The sequence below is a fragment of the Alkalihalobacillus sp. FSL W8-0930 genome, assembly GCA_037965595.1.
Classification (GTDB): domain Bacteria; phylum Bacillota; class Bacilli; order Bacillales; family Bacillaceae_D; genus Alkalicoccobacillus.
Genome location: CP150183.1, coordinates 3696806 through 3716371, shown reverse-complemented (window position 1 = coordinate 3716371; position 19566 = coordinate 3696806). Strand labels below are relative to the sequence as shown.

The window sequence follows — 19566 nt, the reverse complement described above, 5'->3', positions numbered from 1 at the left end:
GTCTTTCGGAAAAAGGGGGTACTGAAGTGAAATATAGTTATAAAGCAAGATTGATTTTGTATGGAGCACTCATAAGTATTATCCCCGTTCTTATTGTCGGGGTTTTTTCTTACAATCAGTCCGTTAAACAGGTTGAAGAGAAGATTAGTAATGAAAATATCGAATTTATACAACAGATGCGCTCTAATATTGAACAAACTCTTTCGATCGTCAGTCACTCTGTAGATGTATTAGTGGATTCCCAAACAATTAATGAAGCATTGAGGCGCCCTTTGATTGCTGAAGATTTTAAATTATTGGAGAATATAAAGGGTGATTTTTTCAGGCTTCAATCACTAGGTACAAAAGTAGAAGAAGTGATTATGGTAAATACAGAGCAGAATTGGATTGTGAAAAATGAGGGGTTAAAAAGGCTTGACCAGTACGAAGACAGAGAAAACTATGAATCTCTTATGAATATTGAGAATGACATGGGCTGGGTATTACTGAATAATGAAGAATTTAGCGAAAATCTGATTAATCGAGATTGTCCTTATACCATTGGGTTAGTGAAAAAGCTCCCTGAAAAAACCATTAATAAAACAAGCATGGTGCTTGCCAATGTACCCATGTGTACGTTAATGGATATGATTGCTGATGACGGGGGAACAGGTGAAAAGTTTGTACTTGATCGAGATGGAAATATCCTTATTGATCAAAACATTGAGCGAATTGGTCAATCACTTTTAGATATTGGATATTCTGAAGGCCTGCCAGAAGAACTGAATGAAGTAGGTCAGTTCCAAACGAATGTAAATGGGGACGAGCATGTGGTTACGTATGCGACTTCACCGGATAATCACTGGACCTATGTATATAGCGCATCACTAAAAGATTTAACTAAAGAATCGAATACCATTGGTTGGTTTACCTTTTTTGTTGTATCTGGAATCATTCTGTTTTGTTTACTCGCTGTGTGGTTTATTAGTAGAAACCTGTATCGACCAATTAATAACTTACTGCATCTTGCAAGGCAATCTCAGTCGGTACCGGTCACAACAAAAAACAATGACGTTGCAGAGATTGAACGTCACTTAAATGAGTTATTTGATTCGAAGGCAGGGTTGGAAAAGGATATTCACAAACATTTAAAGCAGTCGGTGCTATTTTTTCTTAGAAGCTTTTATGAAGGAAAAACGTTTGACTCCGTGGAAGTGGACGAAAAAAGAAAGATCTATAATCTTGATGAGAAGATTGAGACATGGGATGCCATGACGATGATTGTTCTAAGGTATGATCATGATCATCAAGTTAAAGATGGAGAAAAAAACGTGCCGCAGGAAGAGTGGCATACGTTTGCCATTAAGAACATTGTTGAAGAAGTGATACAAGAGCCAAATCGTCTACCGACGGTGTGGAATGACCGCTCGCTATTAATTTTAATTGGATTAGATGGTTCAAAAGATGATATTAATCAATGTGCATATAAGGTCACGGAGCTGATTCATGACTACATTGAAAGGTATCTAAAACTACCGATCAGTATAGGCGTAAGTGCACCTTTTTCAGAATTTGAAGATGCGCCTTCTGCTATGCAGGAAGCGAATGAGGCACTAGCTCACCGTTTAAAGTATGAGCAAAATGTTGTGATTTTCTACGAAAGTATTAAGTCTGGTTCCCGAAAGAAGCTGGCCGATTATCAGTACCCTAAGAAAGTGGAAGGCGAGCTAATGTTAGCCCTTCGAGAAGGGGATCACACCAACGCCTATACATTGTTTGATGATTGGATCAACAGTATCTTTGATAAGGCTGAATTTTTAGGTGAATATCAAGTCTCATTTAATCAGCTTTTAACAAAGCTCTTAAGACTAAGGCAAGAAAGTGGCCTCTATCAAACGAAGCTTGAGGACAGGACAGAAGCAGATCTCTATAAGGAATTGCTTAAGCTTCATCGTAAGGAAGATGTGAAGGCATGGTTTAAGAAGAATTTATTGAAGCCGTTGCTCGATCGATTTAATTCCATACATGATTCTCAGTATCAGCAGTTAGCTGATCGGATGATTGTTTATGTGCAGGAACATTATGATAAAGAATTAACACTCGAATCATGTGCAGCTAACCTTCACTACAATGCAAATTACTTAAGTACGGTTTTTAAGCAAAGTACCGGAAAGACCTTTAGTGAATATGTAACCTATTATCGTTTTGAAATGGCTAAACACTTTTTGTCAGAGACAACAAAACCAGTCAAAGAAATTGCTGAGAAACTTCAATACAATAACTCACAAAACTTCATCCGCTCCTTCAAAAAACAAGAAGGAGTGACTCCAGGACAGTATCGCACAGACAATCGTAGAGATCATACGATTCGTTCTAAAAATGGATGAAATATGAAAATCAACCAAATTAGGTTCGTGTATCCCTGATATATCAGGGGTTACACGAACCTAATAAAATGATTATTACTGTTTTCCTGTTAAGCGACTACACTTTGAGTAGGTTTTTAACAGTGTTTAGGAGCCAATAGACAGAATATTCGGGAGGAATGTATGAAAAAAATGAAGAGGGCGGTAGTCTGTACAAGTGTATTAGTTGGAATGTTGGGTTTAGTTGGTTGCAACCAAAATGAAAGCGCTTCCCCAAGTGGTGACTCTGGTGAAGCTAAAGGAGATGCAAAACCCATCTCAATGATGGCGGTGCTTCATACACCTGAAGTACCAGATAAGAAAATCCAGAATATGATTGAAGAGAATACAGATACAACATTAGATATTCAATGGGTTCCTCAAAACAACTATGAAGAACGCTTAAATGCAGCGTTCGCTACCAGCACATTACCTCAAGTTTTATTCGTACAGGGACCTGAAATGTTCTATGAAGCATTACGAGACGATCAATTTTGGGAGATTGGCCCTTATCTAGAAGAATTCGAAAACCTACAAAAATTAAAACCTGATGTATTATCCAATATGGAGTTTGAAGGAAAATTATATTCGATTTATCAAGGGAGACCTCTTTCAAGACAGGGAATCATCTACCGTAAAGACTGGGCTGATAATCTAGGACTGGAAGCTCCTACTACAACGGACGAAGTATATGAAATGCTAAGAGCATTTACAGAAGATGATCCTGATGGAAATGGAAGAGACGATACGTTTGGTTTAACAGATCGAAATGAGTTACAGTACGGTGCTTTTAAATCCGTTGCTTCTTGGTTTGGTACACCAAACCAATGGGGTGAAAAAGATGGAGAAATTACACCGGAGTTTATGTTTGATGAGTATAAAGATACACTAAACTTTTTTAGAGATCTTCATGAGAGCGGTTACATTAATCAGGACTTTCCGGTAACAAGTAAGACGGATCAGCAGGACCTACTTAAAACTGGGAAAGCCGGGATGTACATTGGTTCAATGGGAGATGTTGAAACGTTATACAGAGATGCAGCGGACTTAAATCCTGACGTAGAATTTGAAGTTCATAACTATGTGGAAGGCCCCGATGGAGAATATGGTATCTGGTCAATCCCGGGATATAGCAGAATGTTATTGTTCCCACGTTCATCTGTAGAAACAGAAGAAGAGCTAAAGTATATTCTTAACTTCTTTGATCAAATGATGGAGCCTGAGAACATGAACCTAATGACTTGGGGTGTAGAAGGCGAGCATTACACACTTGAAGATGGAAAAGCACAATCAATCGCTGAGAACCAGCAAGCGAATGATCGAGAAGTGAAACCATACCTGTCACTAGAAATTGGTGAGCCTGAAAATACAGGCAAGTATGAAGGATTATCTACGTACGATCCAAAAACGAAAGCCACAGAACTCGAAAAGGATAACGAGAATTACCTTATTCAAGATTATTCTCTTGGCCTAGTGTCAGATACCTATGTACAAAATGGTGAACGTCTGCAAGGAATCATTGATGATGCTACGTATAAGTACATGCTAGGGCAAATTGACGAAGCAGGTTTCGACTCTGCTGTTGATAACTGGTTGAATCAAGGTGGTCAGGATATGATTGATGAATATACAGAGGCTTATAATGCTCAGTAAGCTTTAATAATGGAATAGCGCTTCTTTCAGAGGGAAAGGAGCGCTTCTTTTATGTATTTTATAAAAAGAGAACAATCCATTTAGAGAGCGGGGATGAACATTGAATCAAGCAAAAAAAGTAGTACTGATTGCAGGTGTAAGTATAGGATTATTAGGTGTAACAGCTTGCAACCAAAATGAAAGCGCTTCAAATCCGACAGGTGAAGCTAAGCAAAGTGATGATCCGATCTCTATCATGACAATCCTGCATACTGCTGAAGTGCCTGACCAGAGAATTGAAGAAATGATTGAAGAAAAAACAGATACAAAGCTTGATATTCAATGGATTCCTAATGATAGCTATACGGAGCGTCTAAATGCAGCCTTTGCAACAGGTACTCTCCCTCAAGTAGTACAGATTCAACACACGGACCCATTTAGAGAAGCGATCAGAGATGATCAGTTTTGGGAGGTTGGACCTTATTTAGACGAGTACGAAAATCTAAGTAAGCTTAACCCTGATATTCTGGAAAATTCAAAACTAGACGGAAAAATCTATTCGATCTATCAAGGCAGACCATTTTCTAGAATGGGAATTATGTATAGAAAAGATTGGGCAGATAATTTGGGGCTAGATGCACCAACCAATACGGATGAAGTATTCGAAATGGTTCGTGCCTTTACTGAAGATGACCCGGATGGAAATGGGAAAGATGATACGATTGGCTTAACTGATATGAGTGATTTGTACTATGGAGCATTTAAAGTCATGTCTTCATGGTTTGGGACACCAAACGGTTGGGGAGAAAAGGATGGCGAGATCTTACCTGAATTTATGTTTGATGAGTATCTAGATACATTAAATTACATGAAGAGTATTCACGAAAATGGCTATATGAATCAAGACTTCCCTGTAACTAGTAAAACAGACCAGCAAAATATGTTTAAGTCAGGGAAAGCAGGGTTTTATATTGGGTCAATGGGTGATATTGAAGGAATTCATAGAGATGCAGTCGCTTTGAATCCGGATGTTGAATTCGACGTCCATAACTATGTAGAAGGTCCAGATGGCGAATTTAAAACGTGGTCCCTACCTGGATACGGAAGCTTACTTATGTTTCCTAAGTCTTCAGTGAAAACAGAAGAAGAGCTCAAGAAAATTCTTAATTTCTATGACCAGTTAATGGAGCCAGATACAACGAATCTCCTTTTATGGGGTGTGGAAGGCGAGCATTATACATTAGAGGACGGAATGGCTCGATCGATCACTGAAAATCGTGAGGCAATTGATCGAGAAGTTAGACCATATGTATCAATTGAAGTGGGAGATGCAGAGTCGAATGGCAGATATACCGGGTTCTCTGAGTATCCACCTAAAGTAAAAGCTACAGAGCTTGAAAAGGATAACGAAAAGTACTTAGTTCAAGATCTATCTATTGGGCTCAATTCTGAAGAATACATCAAAAGTCACGATCGCATTCAAGACATCATTGATGACGCTACGTATAAATATATTCTAGGTCAAATTGATGAAGACGGCTTTAATAAAGCAATTGAAAATTGGAAGAGCCAAGGCGGCCAAAAAATTATTGATGAATTTTCAGAGGATTATCAGCAAAGGTAATCGAATATAGTACCTATAGTGCTTTCTCTTATGGAGAGCACTATCGTTTTAAATTCGCAGTACAAATTAAAATTGGGCGGGGGAGTACTTTTGAAAAACATAAAAAAGGTAGCTCTATTTTTGGGTATTTGTATCGGATTATTAGGATTATCAGCATGCAACGAAAATGAAAGCGCTTCGAATAATGAAGAGGGAAAGGCAAGTAATGATCCCATCTCAATTATGGCAGTATTGCATACACCAGAAGTACCTGATAATAAACTTCGGGAGTTACTGGAGGAAAAAACAGATTCTAAACTCGATATTCAATGGGTTCCAAGTGACAATTATACCGAACGACTTAATACGGCTTTTGCAACGGGCACTCTTCCGCAAGTTGTAACGGTCTCAAATCCTGATTTATTCAGAGAAGCCATCATGGATGGACAGTTCTGGGAGATCGGCCCCTACCTAGATGAATTTGAGCATCTGAGTAAGCTTAACCCAGACATTTTAGATAATTCAAAAGTTGACGACAAGCTTTACTCTCTATATCTTGGAAGGCCACTATCAAGATCAGGCATTATTTACAGAAAAGACTGGGCGGATAAGCTGGGACTTGAAGCGCCAACAAACGTTGACGAGGTATTCGAGATGGCCCGTGCATTCACAGAGGATGATCCGGATGGAAATGGGCAAGACGATACAATTGGCTTAGTTGACCGCGGTGAAATGTATTATGGAGCTTTTAAAACAATTTCTTCCTGGCATGGTACACCTAATGGCTGGGGTGAAAAAGACGGAGTCATCACGCCAGAATTTATGTTCGATGAATACATGGATACACTCAACTACATTAAAGGGATTCATGAGAATGGATATATGAATCAGGATTTCCCTGTTACAAGTAAAACAGATCAGGTCAATATGTTTAAAACAGGAAAAGCTGGACTATATATTGGTTCAATGGGTGACGTAGAAGGAATTTACCGAGATGCAACGGCTTTAAACCCTGACGCTGAGTTTGACGTTCATAACTATGTTGAAGGTCCTGATGGTGAGTATAAAATTTGGTCCATTCCTGGATACGGAAGTTTACTCATGTTTCCTAAAGACTCCGTAAAAACGGAAGAGGATCTTAAGAAAATTCTAGGATTCTATGACAAGTTAATGGAGACCGAAACAATGAATTTGTTAGTGTGGGGAATCGAAGGTGAGCATTACACAGTAGAAGATGGGTTGGCAAAAACAATGACTGAAAATCAACAAGCAGTTGATCGTGAAGTAAGACCATTTCTATCACTTGAAATTGGAGAAGCAGAGTCCTCTGGTCGCTATGAAGGTTATTCTGAATATGAGCCTAAGATGAAAGCAACAGAGCTTGAAAAGGATAATGAAAATTATTTGATCCCAGACTTATCGATTGGTCTACATTCTGAAGAATACATTCATAACAATGAAAGACTCCAAGAAATCATCAACGATGCAACGTACAAATATGTACTTGGACAAATTGATGAAGAAGGATTTAATAAGGCAGTAGAAAATTGGAAGAACCAAGGTGGACAAAAAATTATGGATGAGTTCACGGAACATTATAAGCAGAGACAATAAAACAATCTTAGACGAAAGAGCCTGGGACATAACTAAAATCAATACGAAAATGGTGAATGATTCGATTGCAGAATCATTCGCCATTTTAATTTGAACAAGCGGAAGGATGCTCCTGCAGCGGGTGTTGTGCTGTGTTCATTTTTTGTTATTCACATCAATGGTATGTTAATGCCTCTTTACTAATTTTTAACTAGTTCCTTCTTAGAAATCTTATCGTGAATGAAGCCGGATTTACCTATAACTTGTAAAGTAACGCAAGTAATCATTAGACCATATGTCACTTCAAACCCTTATCCGTATTAGGGTGTACCAACCAACGCAATGATTATTCTCAATACGTTCATTGATCGGTACACTAAGTCTAAGCTTCAAAAGACAAACGAGAAATCCACGAAAGAAAGTGAGGAATTACATTGAAAAGATCTAAGAAAGTTGTTCTATATGCAGGTGTATGTGTAGGGCTTGTAGGACTAGCTGCCTGTAATCAAAATGAAAGCGCTTCATCTGAAGGCGGGGGAGCAAGTGACGGTCCCATCACAATGATGGCTACCTTGCATACTCCTGAAGTTCCGGATAAAAAAATCCAAAATATGATTGAAGAAGAAACAGGTGCAACACTTGATATTCAGTGGGTACCGGGTGATAACTATGATGAGCGGTTAAATGCTGCATTCGCAACAGGTACACTTCCACAGGTTGTTTCAATTCAAAATCCGGATCTATTTATCGGCGCCATTCAAGATGATCAATTCTGGGAAGTAGGACCTTATCTAGATGAGTACGAAAATTTGAGTAAGTTGAAGCCGGAAATTTTAGAAAACTCTAAAATTGATGGAAAGATTTATTCTATCTATCAAGGAAGACCGTTATCTAGATCAGGTATTATCTACCGTAAGGATTGGGCAGATAACTTAGGACTTGAAGCCCCAACAAATATTGATGAAGTATATGAAATGGCTCGTGCCTTTACAGAGGACGATCCTGATGGAAACGGTAGAGATGATACTTTCGGGATTACAGACCGTAATGACATGCAGTACGGTGCTTTTAAGGCAGTTGCATCATGGCATGGTACTCCAAACGACTGGGGAATTAAAGATGGCGTAATTACTCCAGAATTTATGTTTGATGAGTATATGGATACGTTAAATTATATTAAAGATATTCATGAAAACGGATACATGAATCAAGACTTCCCGGTAACAAGTAAAACAGACCAGCAAGATATGTTTAAAACAGGAAAAGCCGGCATTTACATTGGTTCAATGGGAGATGTTGAAACCATTTACCGTGATGCGGTCGCATTAAATCCTGATGTTGAATTAGATGTACACAACTATGTTGAAGGTCCAGATGGAGAATACGGCATTTGGTCGATCCCTGGTTATGGAAGCTTAATGATGTTTCCTAAATCAGCTGTTGAAACGGAGGATGAGCTTAAGAAAATCCTTGATTTCTTTGATAAGTTGATGGATACAGACACGATGAACACACTTGTTTGGGGAGTAGAAGATGAGCATTACACAGTAGAAGATGGACTAGCTAAGACAATTGCTGAGAACCAGCAAGCAGCTGACCGTGAAGTCAAACCATATCTATCTATTGAAATTGGTGAGGCTGAAACGAGTGGCCGTTATGAAGGATATTCTGATTATCCACCTAAAACAAAAGCAACGGAGCTTGAAAAAGATAATGAGCAGTATTTAATTCAAGACGCTTCGATTGGTTTACATTCAGATGAATACATTCAAAATGGTGAAAGACTTCAAGGAATTATTCAAGATGCAACATACCAGTACATTCTTGGACAACTTGACGAAGATGGATTTAATAAAGCGATCGACAACTGGAAAAATCAAGGCGGACAAACAATCATGGACGAGTACACAGAGTCTTATAACGAGTTGAACTAATCACAATCAAGGAGCAGGAAACTGCTCCTCTCAATGAAAGGGGTGTAGTATGGCTAATCAAGTTTCTTTAGAACCTAATCAGAAAATAAACCTCAAAGCAGCAAGGCGTAAGGAACGGGTTAATAAATTAAAGAAAAATAAGCTTATATACTTAATGATTGCTCCAGGTATTTTGTACTTTCTGATTTATAAGTACTTCCCAATGTACGGATTGATTATTGCCTTTCAAGATTACAAGCCTTATCTCGGAATTACTGGAAGTCCATGGGTGGGTTTCGCTCACTTTGAACGGTTATTCCAAGACCCTGATTTCTGGATGATCTTTAAGAATACAATTGTTTTGTTTATTCTTCAGTTAGTCATAGCGTTTCCAATACCGATTATTTTAGCTCTTATGTTAAATGAAATAAGACATCAGTTTTACAAAAAGAGTATCCAGACGCTTATCTACATTCCACACTTTATGTCTTGGGTAGTAATCGTTTCAATCAGTTATGTGATGCTCACGTTAGACGGTGGGATCATTAACAGTTTGTTACGAGCAATGGGCTTTGGGCCAATTAACTTCCTTTTAAGTGAAGAGTGGTTCAGACCAATGTATATCCTACAGATTATCTGGCGTGAGTCAGGTTGGGGAACGATTATCTTCTTAGCTGCCATTGCTGGGGTTGATCCACAGCTTTATGAAGCGGCAAAGATCGATGGAGCAAGTCGTTTAAGACAGATTTGGCATATTACTCTTCCGTCTATCAGAAGTGTAATCATCATTTTATTAATTCTTAAAATTGGTGATGTACTCGAGTTAGGTTTTGAGCATGTGTATCTACTCTTAAACTCTTCTAACCGAGCCGTAGCCGAGATCTTTGATACGTACGTCTTTACCGCAGGTCTCCAGCAAGGACAATTTAGTTACAGTACAGCAGTAGGTTTCTTTAAAGGAATAGTCGGCCTGATCCTTGTTATTGGTGCCAATAAACTGGCCAAAAAATACGGCGAAGAGGGCGTTTATTAGAAAGGAGTGCACATATGGTAGGCGAAAAAAGTATTTCAAACCGATTGTTTTCAGGCGCAAATGCCTTCATTCTCGGCGTAATAGCACTTTTGTGTGTACTTCCTTTTGTACACGTTATTGGTAGCTCCTTCGCGACGAGTGCTGAAATTGCTTCAAGAAGCTTCTTAATCTTTCCAACAACATTTAGCTTAGATGCATATCGATACATTTTCTCAACAGATACCATCATGACTGCTATGCTAGTCTCAATTGGTGTCACACTTGGTGGAACGGCTTGGAGTATGTTCCTTTCCGTTCTAACAGCTTATGGATTATCAAGAAGAGACTTAGTTGGTAGACGTTTCATTATGTTTTTTATCATCTTCACTATGCTTTTTAACGGGGGAATGATTCCTACGTTCCTTGTTGTTCAACAGACTGGATTAATGAACAGCTTGCTTGCACTCGTTATACCGGTATCAATAAATGCCTTTAACATGATTATCCTAAGAAGTTTCTTTATGAACCTTCCAGCTGGTTTAGAAGAGTCAGCCAAAATCGATGGATGTAATGATTTTGGTGTGTTATTCCGAATCGTACTTCCATGTTCGATGCCAGCGATTGCAACGATTTCATTGTTCTATGCGGTAACGTACTGGAACACTTACATGCACGCCATTCTTTATCTAAATGATGCTTCAAAATGGCCGGTTCAGGTACTACTTAGACAAGTGGTCGTTCTAGCATCTGGATTAAGTTACGATGGATCCGAATATACAGATGTGCCACCACCAGAGATTGCAGTGAAGATGGCTGTTATCGTTGTGGCAACAATTCCTGTACTAATGGTGTATCCATTCCTACAAAAGTATTTTGCAAAGGGTGCACTAATTGGTTCAATGAAAGGTTAATAGGAGGCAATTGTGAATACGTTTAAAAATCCGATTATACCCGGGTTTTACCCGGACCCTTCCATTTGTCGAGTGGGAGAAGATTATTACTTAGTTACATCAACCTTTGAATATTTCCCGGGTGTACCCATCTTTCACAGTCGAGATTTAGTGAACTGGAAGCAAATCGGGCATGTGTTGGATCGTCCTTCTCAGCTAGAGCTGGGTGGGACAGAGCCATCCGCCGGAATTTGGGCACCCACCATTCGTTATCATGAAGGAATCTTTTACATGATTACTACGTTTGTTGTGAGCAGACAAGGAGAGAGAAGAAACTTCTATGTGACAGCAAACGATCCAGCTGGACCTTGGTCAGATCCTGTATGGCTTGAAGGAGCACCAGGTATTGATCCATCGTTACTCTTTGATGACGATGGACGGGTGTATTACACCGGAAATCGTGTACCACCGACTGGTCAAACACATCACAAGCATGAAGAGATTTGGTTGCAGGAGCTGGATATTAACGCTGGGAAACTTATTGGGGAACCAATCAGTATCTGGGATGGAGCATTAAAAAATGCTCATGCACAGGAAGCACCTCATCTTTATAAAAAAGATGGATACTACTACTTGATTATTGCAGAAGGTGGCACTGGTTACACGCATGCAGTGACTGTGGCACGAAGTAAATCCGTTACCGGTCCATACGAATCGTCGAAGCGGAACCCAATTCTGACACACAGACATTTAGGTAGAGACTCTAAGATCGTAAACGTTGGTCATGCAGACATCATCGAAACGCAAAACGGAGAGTGGTGGTTGGTTTGCTTAGCTTCAAGGCCTTATGGTGGACACTACCGTAACCTTGGAAGAGAGACATTTCTTGCTCCGATGACGTGGGAAGATGATTGGCCGGTCATGTGTCCGGATACAGGCAAAATTGAATTCGAGATGACAAAGCCAAATCTACCAGAACATAAATGGCCGAGCGTGCCAACCTTTGATTCATTTGAAAGTGAGGTACTCGACTTACGGTGGAATTTCTTGCGAACACCGGATGAAACAAGTTATTCCCTGACGGATAGACCAGGTTTCTTAAGGTTAAATCTGCGTCCAGAGTCGACAGTTGAACACGCCACTCCTAGTTTTATTGGGCGTCGTCAACAACATGAACATTTTTCGGCAACGACTGTACTCGATTTCACGCCTCAGTCTGAGAATGAAACGGCTGGATTGTTACTCATCCAAAATCATGACTATCAATTCCGATTTGAAGTGGCTCTTACAGATGGTGAGCAAGTCGTTCAATTGATTAGACGAGAGAGTGGAAACGAGCATGTAGTTGCAAGCAACGTATATAAAGATAAGACCATCTACTTAAAGGTAGAGGCAGATGGACAGGAGTATCATTTCTATTACGCGGAGAAACCAGATCAATGGAACGTACTTGCTGAAAGTGAAGATGGTCGGATTTTAAGTACGGATAAGGCAGGAGGATTTACCGGAGCTTATCTGGGACCTTTTGCTACGAGTGCAGGTAGATCAAGTGATAATGTTGCTGACTTTGATTGGTTTCACTACCAAGGAAACGAGTAAATGAGACTAGTAGAACAGGGGGATACACGATGAAACGAAATCATAAGAAGAGGACTGCATTAATAGGGTTTGGTTTTCTCTGTATCCTTCTGGCTGCTTGCAGTTCAGATGACGAACAAATGAAAGTCATTGTGTTCTCTGATGAAATCTATGAGCAAAAAGAAATGATTGAATCGGAACTAGAGCTTGATTCAAATACAGAGATCACCTTTTTCCCAGAAGTTGAAGAGAGACTCTTAACAGAGCTTGCTAGTCACCAATCTAGCCTGCTTATTGTTGAAGGGAATCTAGCAGAGCATATGGTGGAGTACGAAGCACTAATACCACTTGAGGGATTCGAGACGAAACTTGCATTAAATCAATATGTTAAGAATGACGCAAATCAAGAGGAAATTAAGGCACTAAACTTGAATAAGAGTAACGTAATGGATTTACATGATATTGAATTAACAGAGGACCATTTGGTAGGAGTACCTGTATATAGTCCTGAACCAGAAAAGGCAACAGAATTAGTAAACGCATTATTTTCTAACTAAATGGGGTGAGATCATGGAAATGCCAGGTATTTGGGGAAGCTTCTATCGGATCAGCACAGCAATTTATAAACTTGCTTATGTAAACGCTTTATGGCTAGGGTTTACGATTGTAGGTTTGGTTGTATTCGGTTTCATGCCAGCGACGATCGCTATGTTTGCTGTGTGTAAGAAATGGATGCAAGGGGACTGGGATGAGCCGGTGTTTGCTACATTTTGGGCTAACTATAAAAAAGAGTTCCTCCGTTCAAATGGACTAGGTGTCGCTCTAATTTTAGTAGGCTTTTTGATTTATTGGAATCTTACTTTATTCACCGGAATGGAATGGACCTACGTCGTTATTCGATACACGATGATAGCTGTTGGCGTTGCGTTTGCAATTATGCTTATTTTTCTTTTCCCGACATACGTGAGTTTTGACGTTGTGGGATTAGACCGAATTAAGACGGCTTTGGCCTTAGCCTTTGGACATCCAACGTATCTCATCTTAGTTTTAGTTGGCTTGTATGCGTTGCAAATGCTGTTCATGACTGTGCCAGGTCTCATCTTATTCTTTGGTGCAGCGGTACCCGCTACATTCTTAATGTGGGTCTTCAAATTAGTTCATCATTCTCTTGAAAGAAAAGCCCAGACACAGGAGGTACAACAAACATGAGGAAAATAGCAGTATGTGGTCTTAGTAATCGTGCATTAAAAATGTTTATGGAACCTGTGATGTATCAGTTTTCGCAAACGAATCAAATTGTAGGCTTACTGGATATTGATCCTAGACGAGAAGAGATCTGTATGAATAAGTTTCCAGAGCTTCTCGGAACCCCGTTCTATACTCAATTTGAGCACTTTGATGAGATGATTAAAACAACAGGGGCCAATACGATTATCGTCACAGGTCGAGACGACTCACACGTTGACTATATCGTAAAAGGCCTTGAACATGATCTAGATGTAATAACTGAAAAACCAATGGTGACAACGGTTAAAGATGCAAAACGAGTAATGGAAGCAGAAGGTAAAAGTAAAGGGAAAGTAACAGTTGCCTTTAACTATCGCTACAGTCCATACCATCGTAAAATTAGAGAGTTAATTGCTGATGGAAAACTGGGCCGCATTACTTCCGTTGATTTAAACTGGTACATTGATACGTATCATGGATCAAGTTACTTTAAACGTTGGAATCGTATGAGAGAATATTCTGGTGGCCTATCTATTCACAAATCAACTCACCATTTTGATTTAGTAAACTGGTGGATTGACCAGAAGCCAGAGCAGGTCTTTGCTCACGGTGCCCTCCACTACTATGGAAAAGACGGGGACCTAAACCCTAGCCCAACTGACAATCGTTTCTGTGGTACCTGTAAGGAGCAACACGTGTGCCCTTACTATACTCGCTGGTTTGGACGAGGAACTGGGAAGACAGAGGACGATCATTTGAATAGTGATCAAAAGATGGAAGAGTATACGAATTACCGTCCTGACGCTTGTATCTATGATCATGAAATAGAGATTGAGGATACGTACACAGCTAGTGTTCGTTATGACAAAGGTGCGTTACTGAGTTACTCTATCAACTTCTCTCTTCCATATGAAGGGTACCGTCTAGCGATTAATGGAACAAAAGGTAGACTGGAGACAACAGAATTCCACTCTCCTGACCGCACACCATTCCCAATACCTGAACAGACAATAGATTTCTTCCCGTTATTCGGATCAAAAGAAGTCATTCACGTTGTGAAGAACGATGGTGGACACGGTGGTGGTGATCCACTCATCCAAGAAGATATCTTCCTTGGGCCAGACCCAACAAGACCATATGAAATTTTAGCAGGATCCGAGGCAGGAGCTTATTCTATTGCCGTTGGAGAGGCTGTTTGGAAATCGACGAAGAGCGGGTTACCGATCGATATTGAGCAACTTTTACAGCATAACTATGAAGAGATTAAGGGCTAAATACATTTTGTATTTAGCTTTTTTTTTCGTATAATGCCAGTATAGAAAGGTGAGTTGCGAGATGACAGTAGAGATTACAAAGGTACATACAGAGAGTGAGATCCATACACTGGCTGAGCAAGCTGTTGGGATCTGGAACGAACACTACATCGGTATCATTACGAAGGAACAGGTAGATTATATGATCGGAAAATTTCAATCGGCTGAGGCAGTGACGCGTCAGATTGAAACGGAAGGTTATGAGTATTTTAATTTAAATGTTAATCAAGCTCCAATAGGGTACTTGGCTGTGAAAGAGGAAGGATCTAGGCTTTTCCTAAGTAAGTTATACATGCTTAAAGAAGCTAGAGGCAAAGGATATGCGAGTGAAGCCATGTCGTTTCTAGAGAATCTATGTAAACAAAGAGATCTTGAAGTACTTTGGTTAACCGTGAATCGTGAAAACCGTCATACGATTGAAGTTTATAAAAAGAAAGGATTTAAGATTGTCGCAGAGGAAGTGAACGATATCGGACACGGCTTTGTGATGGACGATTATATTATGGAAAAAAAAGTGAAGTGAAGAATAAAAATCTCCTTATCCGGTTAACAATAAGTTTGACCAAAATTAACCGGATAAAGGAGATTTTTTACTTGGATAATCATACCGAAACAAATGCTCAGCATGACGGCGATTCACATGATGGTCGGATGGCAGCGAACGAAACAGATCAAACGTTAACCAATCGACAGGGACAACCTATTGTTGATAATCAAAACATCAAAACCGTTTCAAATCGAGGGCCGTCCACACTTGAGAACTATGATTTCTTAGAAAAAATTAGTCACTTTGATCGTGAACGTATCCCTGAACGTGTGGTCCATGGTCGTGGGGCAGGTGCACACGGGATCTTCCAATCGTATGGAAAAGTAGGGGATGATCCGATCTCAAAGTATACGCGTGCCAAAGTATTTACGAACACAGATGTAGAAACACCTGTGTTTGTTCGCTTCTCTACTGTTACACATGGTACCCATTCACCAGAATCATTACGAGATCCTCGTGGGTTTGCCGTTAAATTTTACACAGAGGATGGCAACTGGGATTTGGTAGGGAACAATCTCAAGATCTTTTTTATTCGTGATGCGATGAAGTTTCCTGATTTGATTCATGCCTTTAAACCGGATCCAGTTACAAATACACAGGATCCTGCGCGCATCTTTGATTTCATATCAAACACACCTGAAGCGACACATATGATTACTTTCTTGTTTTCACCGTGGGGGATTCCGGCCAATTACAGGCAGATGCAGGGTTCTGGTGTGAATACATACAAGTGGGTCAACAATGAAGGCAAAGGTGTACTTGTGAAGTATCACTGGGAGCCGCTTCAAGGCATTAGAAACTTAACGCAGGAAGTAGCTGAAAAGATCCAAGCAGAAGATTTTAACCATGCGACAGTGGACCTATATCAGGCGATTGAGGAAGGAAATTATCCTGAGTGGGAGCTCTATGTGCAGATCATTGAGGACCACGATCATCCAGAGCTGGATTTTGATCCGCTGGATGATACGAAGCTATGGTACAAAGATAAGTTTCCATGGCATAAAGTAGGAAAGATGACGCTAAATCGTAATCCGAAAAACTACTTTGCTGAAGTGGAGCAAGCCGCATTTGGAACAGGCGTATTGGTTGATGGATTGGAATTTTCAGATGACAAGATGCTTCAAGGACGGACATTCAGTTACTCTGATACGCAGCGACATAGAGTTGGGGCGAATTATTTACAGCTTCCGATTAATGCACCTAAGAAACGAGTGGCAACAAACCAACGTGATGGGCAGATGACTTATTACGTAGATACACCACCTTCTCACAATCCACATATTAATTATGAACCATCGGTAGAAGGGCTAAAAGAAGCGAAGCGAAACGGAAAGCCACATGAGCCTGAAGTAAGTGGCCGCGTAGTGAAAGAGCCAATTGACCGACCAAATAACTTCGGTCAGGCGGGAGAGACCTACAATCGTTTATCTGACTGGGAAAAAGATGAGTTAATCAAAAACCTTGTCGCAGGAATTAGCCAAGCCGACGAACGAGTGCAAACCCAGATGATTCATAACCTAACTGAAGCGGACTCAGACTACGGTCGCAGAGTGAAAGAGGGCATTGAATCGTTCAAAAAACGAGGCGCTATGAAACCATCCGCTGTAGAAGAAGCAGAGCAATTAAGTGAACCATCTAGTCCTTATTAAATGGGAGCAGAAGAAGCAGTGGACCAAGTGTCCGCTGTTTTTTTGTTTTCTGAGGGGAAGTGAGATGATAACGCCCCCACTTAACAAAAGCGCACACCCTCACATCGCTATGTGAACATGTGCGCTCCTCATACCTCTTACTTCACGCCTCCAGTATACTCCTGACTAGGACGGAAGATTCGATTATCGACTGATTGCTCCAGCACATGGGCTGACCAGCCTACGATCCTGCTGACACAAAAAGTGGGTGTGAACCAATTGGAATCGAGTTGAAGTGCATCCATTACGGCGGCTGCATAGTATTCGACGTTGACATGCAGCTTGCGACCAGGCTTGTATTCAGCAAGAAGCTGTGTGATCAGCGCTTCAAGGGTAACTGCATCCTGAAGTGCATGGTGGTCGTCTCCAGACTTCTGTAAAACGTTCCGAAGCGCTACGGCCCTTGGATCATACGTTTTATAAACGCGATGGCCAAACCCCATGAGCTTCTCTCCTGCATCTAATTTCTTTCGCAGAACACGTTCCGGCTTGTCTGATGAAGTCTGCACATCCTTTAATAATTGCAGGACTCCTGTGGGTGCACCGCCGTGCAGTGGCCCCTTCATCGCACCGAGTGCGCCGCAGATTGCCGATGGCAGGTCCGATTCAGTTGAGGAAACGACTCGCGCTGCAAATGTAGATGCATTCATCCCATGCTCCATTGTTAAAACGAGGTAAGCAGTTAATGCTGCACTTTGCGCAGGCTCGGGCTTTTTACCAGTGAGTAAATAAAAATAATGATCTACGTGATTTAGTGTTGGATCTGTGTTAGGAAGGTCTTCTCCTTTGGTATGGCAAACCCATGTGGCAATGATTGTTGGAAAAAGGGCAATGAGTTGAATGGCCTCTGCTTTGGTAGGGGGCCAGGTGGCTTTACTATTTAAGCTAGAAACACATGTACGCAGGACATCCATAATAGAAAGTGATAACGGGAGCGAGTGCATAAGTGTTTGAATACTTTTTGGAAGGCTTCTTTTTTCGATGAGTTCTGTCTCAAACTCCTTACGTTCTTCGGAAGTCGGCAGCTCCCCATTTAAAAGAAGAAAGGCTACTTCTTCAAAGCTTTTTGTCTCTGCCAGATCGGCTGCGTTGTATCCTCTGTAAAGCAACTGTCCTTTTTGTCCATCTACGTCTCCAATCACTGTCTCTGCAACAATAACTCCTTCTAATCCTCGTTTTAACATGACCCTCATCCTCTCCTATATTTTCTTTAGTGTACTAGAGTGATATGATAATAAATATTAAATAATATTGATTAAATTGATTATGATACGTAATTAATAAAGAGGGGTGAAAGTTGTTGAATATGCATTGGATTGAAAGCTTTCTAGCAGCAGCCCACTACGAAAATTTTCGAAAGGCGGCTTCTTCGCTTTATGTGTCCCAGCCAACTGTAACGGTTCATATTCATCAGCTTGAAAAGCTTGTTGGCGCCGAATTATTTGAGCGCACTGGGCGAAGGGTTGTACTTACTCATTTCGGACGGGAATTTGTTCCACATGCGCGTGCCATGCTTGCGACGTATCGTGCGGGGATGTCACACATGGATAAGAAAATACAAGGCTTTCTAAAAGAAGTTCGAGTAGCTGTTTCTCCCCTTATCGCAACAAGCTATCTTCCACATTGGATTAAAGTATTTACGAAGGATCATCCCAATACGGAAGTGAAGATTGAGGTCATGGAATCAAAATTCATCGGATCTGCAGTTAGTGAGGGAGAGGTGGACATTGGGTTGTCTCGAATGCCAGTCCTGTCCAATCAACTGTCTTGCAAGCAGATACAGTCTGAAAATGTGGTATTTGTGGTCCCGCATGATGGGCGTGACGTGGAAAGTGGGGGTCCAATTGATGCTGAAGCGATTCTATCAGAGCAGGTTCTATTAACTCATAACCATCCCATGTATTGGGACGAGATTCTCCTTTTCTGTAAACGTCTTGTACCTACCATAAGGGAGATGAAAGTGTCTCAGGTTCATGTAACAAAACGGTTTATCGAGGAGGGGTTAGGCTGTTCGTTCCTCCCACTGTCTGCAGTAAGAAGGGAGCTCGCTGAAGGAAGAATGCTAGAAGGAGAGCTACCATCACTCACTTTGCCTGTGGTCTCCACATACCTCTTAACCAAATCCCCGTCTAATGAAGCGATTGCGCTTGAGGAAACCATCTTACATCTAACCTGAAAAGGGGCTA

At 40.6% G+C, this 19566-nt stretch carries 15 protein-coding genes; 14 read left to right on the top strand and 1 reads right to left on the bottom strand.

What is annotated here, in order from left to right:
• Nucleotides 1–26 precede the first annotated feature (26 nt).
• The 13 genes from NSQ54_19160 to NSQ54_19100 all read left to right on the top strand — a co-directional run bounded on the left by NSQ54_19160 (nt 27) and on the right by NSQ54_19100 (nt 17341).
• The gene (locus tag NSQ54_19160) at nt 27–2366 is read left to right on the top strand and encodes a helix-turn-helix domain-containing protein (protein WYP26416.1); all 2340 of its coding nucleotides are present in this window, start codon (nt 27–29) and stop codon (nt 2364–2366) included.
• 162 nt (nt 2367–2528) lie between these two features.
• Nucleotides 2529–4037: an extracellular solute-binding protein gene (locus NSQ54_19155; GenBank protein WYP26415.1), complete on the top strand. Its 1509-nt coding sequence runs from the start codon at nt 2529–2531 to the stop codon at nt 4035–4037.
• A gap of 100 nt (nt 4038–4137) precedes the next feature.
• Nucleotides 4138–5640 (top strand): extracellular solute-binding protein, encoded by a 1503-nt coding sequence (locus tag NSQ54_19150; GenBank protein ID WYP26414.1) that lies wholly within the window; start codon nt 4138–4140, stop codon nt 5638–5640.
• 90 nt (nt 5641–5730) lie between these two features.
• Nucleotides 5731–7233, top strand: coding sequence for an extracellular solute-binding protein (locus tag NSQ54_19145; GenBank protein WYP26413.1), 1503 nt, complete (start codon nt 5731–5733; stop codon nt 7231–7233).
• 413 nt (nt 7234–7646) lie between these two features.
• Nucleotides 7647–9146: an extracellular solute-binding protein gene (locus NSQ54_19140; protein WYP26412.1), complete on the top strand. Its 1500-nt coding sequence runs from the start codon at nt 7647–7649 to the stop codon at nt 9144–9146.
• Between the two features lie 49 nt (nt 9147–9195).
• The gene (locus NSQ54_19135) at nt 9196–10158 is read left to right on the top strand and encodes a sugar ABC transporter permease (protein WYP26411.1); all 963 of its coding nucleotides are present in this window, start codon (nt 9196–9198) and stop codon (nt 10156–10158) included.
• 14 nt (nt 10159–10172) lie between these two features.
• A complete protein-coding gene (locus NSQ54_19130; GenBank protein ID WYP26410.1) occupies nt 10173–11048 on the top strand; it encodes a carbohydrate ABC transporter permease in 876 nt (291 codons plus the stop codon).
• A 12-nt stretch (nt 11049–11060) separates the two neighbouring features.
• Nucleotides 11061–12626 (top strand): glycoside hydrolase family 43 protein, encoded by a 1566-nt coding sequence (locus NSQ54_19125; GenBank protein ID WYP26409.1) that lies wholly within the window; start codon nt 11061–11063, stop codon nt 12624–12626.
• Nucleotides 12627–12655: 29 nt separating this feature from the next.
• Nucleotides 12656–13162, top strand: coding sequence for a hypothetical protein (locus NSQ54_19120; GenBank protein ID WYP26408.1), 507 nt, complete (start codon nt 12656–12658; stop codon nt 13160–13162).
• Between the two features lie 13 nt (nt 13163–13175).
• Nucleotides 13176–13814: a YesL family protein gene (locus NSQ54_19115; protein ID WYP26407.1), complete on the top strand. Its 639-nt coding sequence runs from the start codon at nt 13176–13178 to the stop codon at nt 13812–13814.
• Nucleotides 13811–15106: a Gfo/Idh/MocA family oxidoreductase gene (locus tag NSQ54_19110; protein ID WYP26406.1), complete on the top strand. Its 1296-nt coding sequence runs from the start codon at nt 13811–13813 to the stop codon at nt 15104–15106. Before NSQ54_19115 ends, NSQ54_19110 begins: the two co-directional genes overlap by 4 nt.
• 61 nt (nt 15107–15167) lie before the next feature.
• Entirely contained in the window at nt 15168–15668 is a 501-nt protein-coding gene (locus NSQ54_19105; protein ID WYP26405.1) for a GNAT family N-acetyltransferase, read from the top strand.
• Nucleotides 15669–15796: 128 nt separating this feature from the next.
• The gene (locus NSQ54_19100; GenBank protein WYP28599.1) at nt 15797–17341 is read left to right on the top strand and encodes a catalase; all 1545 of its coding nucleotides are present in this window, start codon (nt 15797–15799) and stop codon (nt 17339–17341) included.
• A gap of 137 nt (nt 17342–17478) precedes the next feature.
• Here the strand turns inward: NSQ54_19100 and NSQ54_19095 are convergent, their stop codons facing one another.
• Entirely contained in the window at nt 17479–18564 is a 1086-nt protein-coding gene (locus NSQ54_19095) for a citrate synthase/methylcitrate synthase (protein WYP26404.1), read from the bottom strand.
• A gap of 122 nt (nt 18565–18686) precedes the next feature.
• On the opposite strand from NSQ54_19095, the gene NSQ54_19090 reads away from it, so the two are divergent.
• A complete protein-coding gene (locus NSQ54_19090) occupies nt 18687–19556 on the top strand; it encodes a LysR family transcriptional regulator (GenBank protein WYP28598.1) in 870 nt (289 codons plus the stop codon).
• Nucleotides 19557–19566: the final 10 nt, after the last annotated feature.

Coding starts and splice junctions, on each gene's coding strand:
- NSQ54_19130 (WYP26410.1), top strand. CDS start 10,173: ATGGTAGGCGAAAAAAGTATTTCAAACCGATTGTTTTCAGGCGCAAAT.
- NSQ54_19110 (WYP26406.1), top strand. CDS start 13,811: ATGAGGAAAATAGCAGTATGTGGTCTTAGTAATCGTGCATTAAAAATG.
- NSQ54_19115 (WYP26407.1), top strand. CDS start 13,176: ATGGAAATGCCAGGTATTTGGGGAAGCTTCTATCGGATCAGCACAGCA.
- NSQ54_19090 (WYP28598.1), top strand. CDS start 18,687: ATGCATTGGATTGAAAGCTTTCTAGCAGCAGCCCACTACGAAAATTTT.
- NSQ54_19095 (WYP26404.1), bottom strand. CDS start 18,564: ATGTTAAAACGAGGATTAGAAGGAGTTATTGTTGCAGAGACAGTGATT.
- NSQ54_19100 (WYP28599.1), top strand. CDS start 15,797: ATGGCAGCGAACGAAACAGATCAAACGTTAACCAATCGACAGGGACAA.
- NSQ54_19155 (WYP26415.1), top strand. CDS start 2,529: ATGAAAAAAATGAAGAGGGCGGTAGTCTGTACAAGTGTATTAGTTGGA.
- NSQ54_19135 (WYP26411.1), top strand. CDS start 9,196: ATGGCTAATCAAGTTTCTTTAGAACCTAATCAGAAAATAAACCTCAAA.
- NSQ54_19105 (WYP26405.1), top strand. CDS start 15,168: ATGACAGTAGAGATTACAAAGGTACATACAGAGAGTGAGATCCATACA.
- NSQ54_19120 (WYP26408.1), top strand. CDS start 12,656: ATGAAACGAAATCATAAGAAGAGGACTGCATTAATAGGGTTTGGTTTT.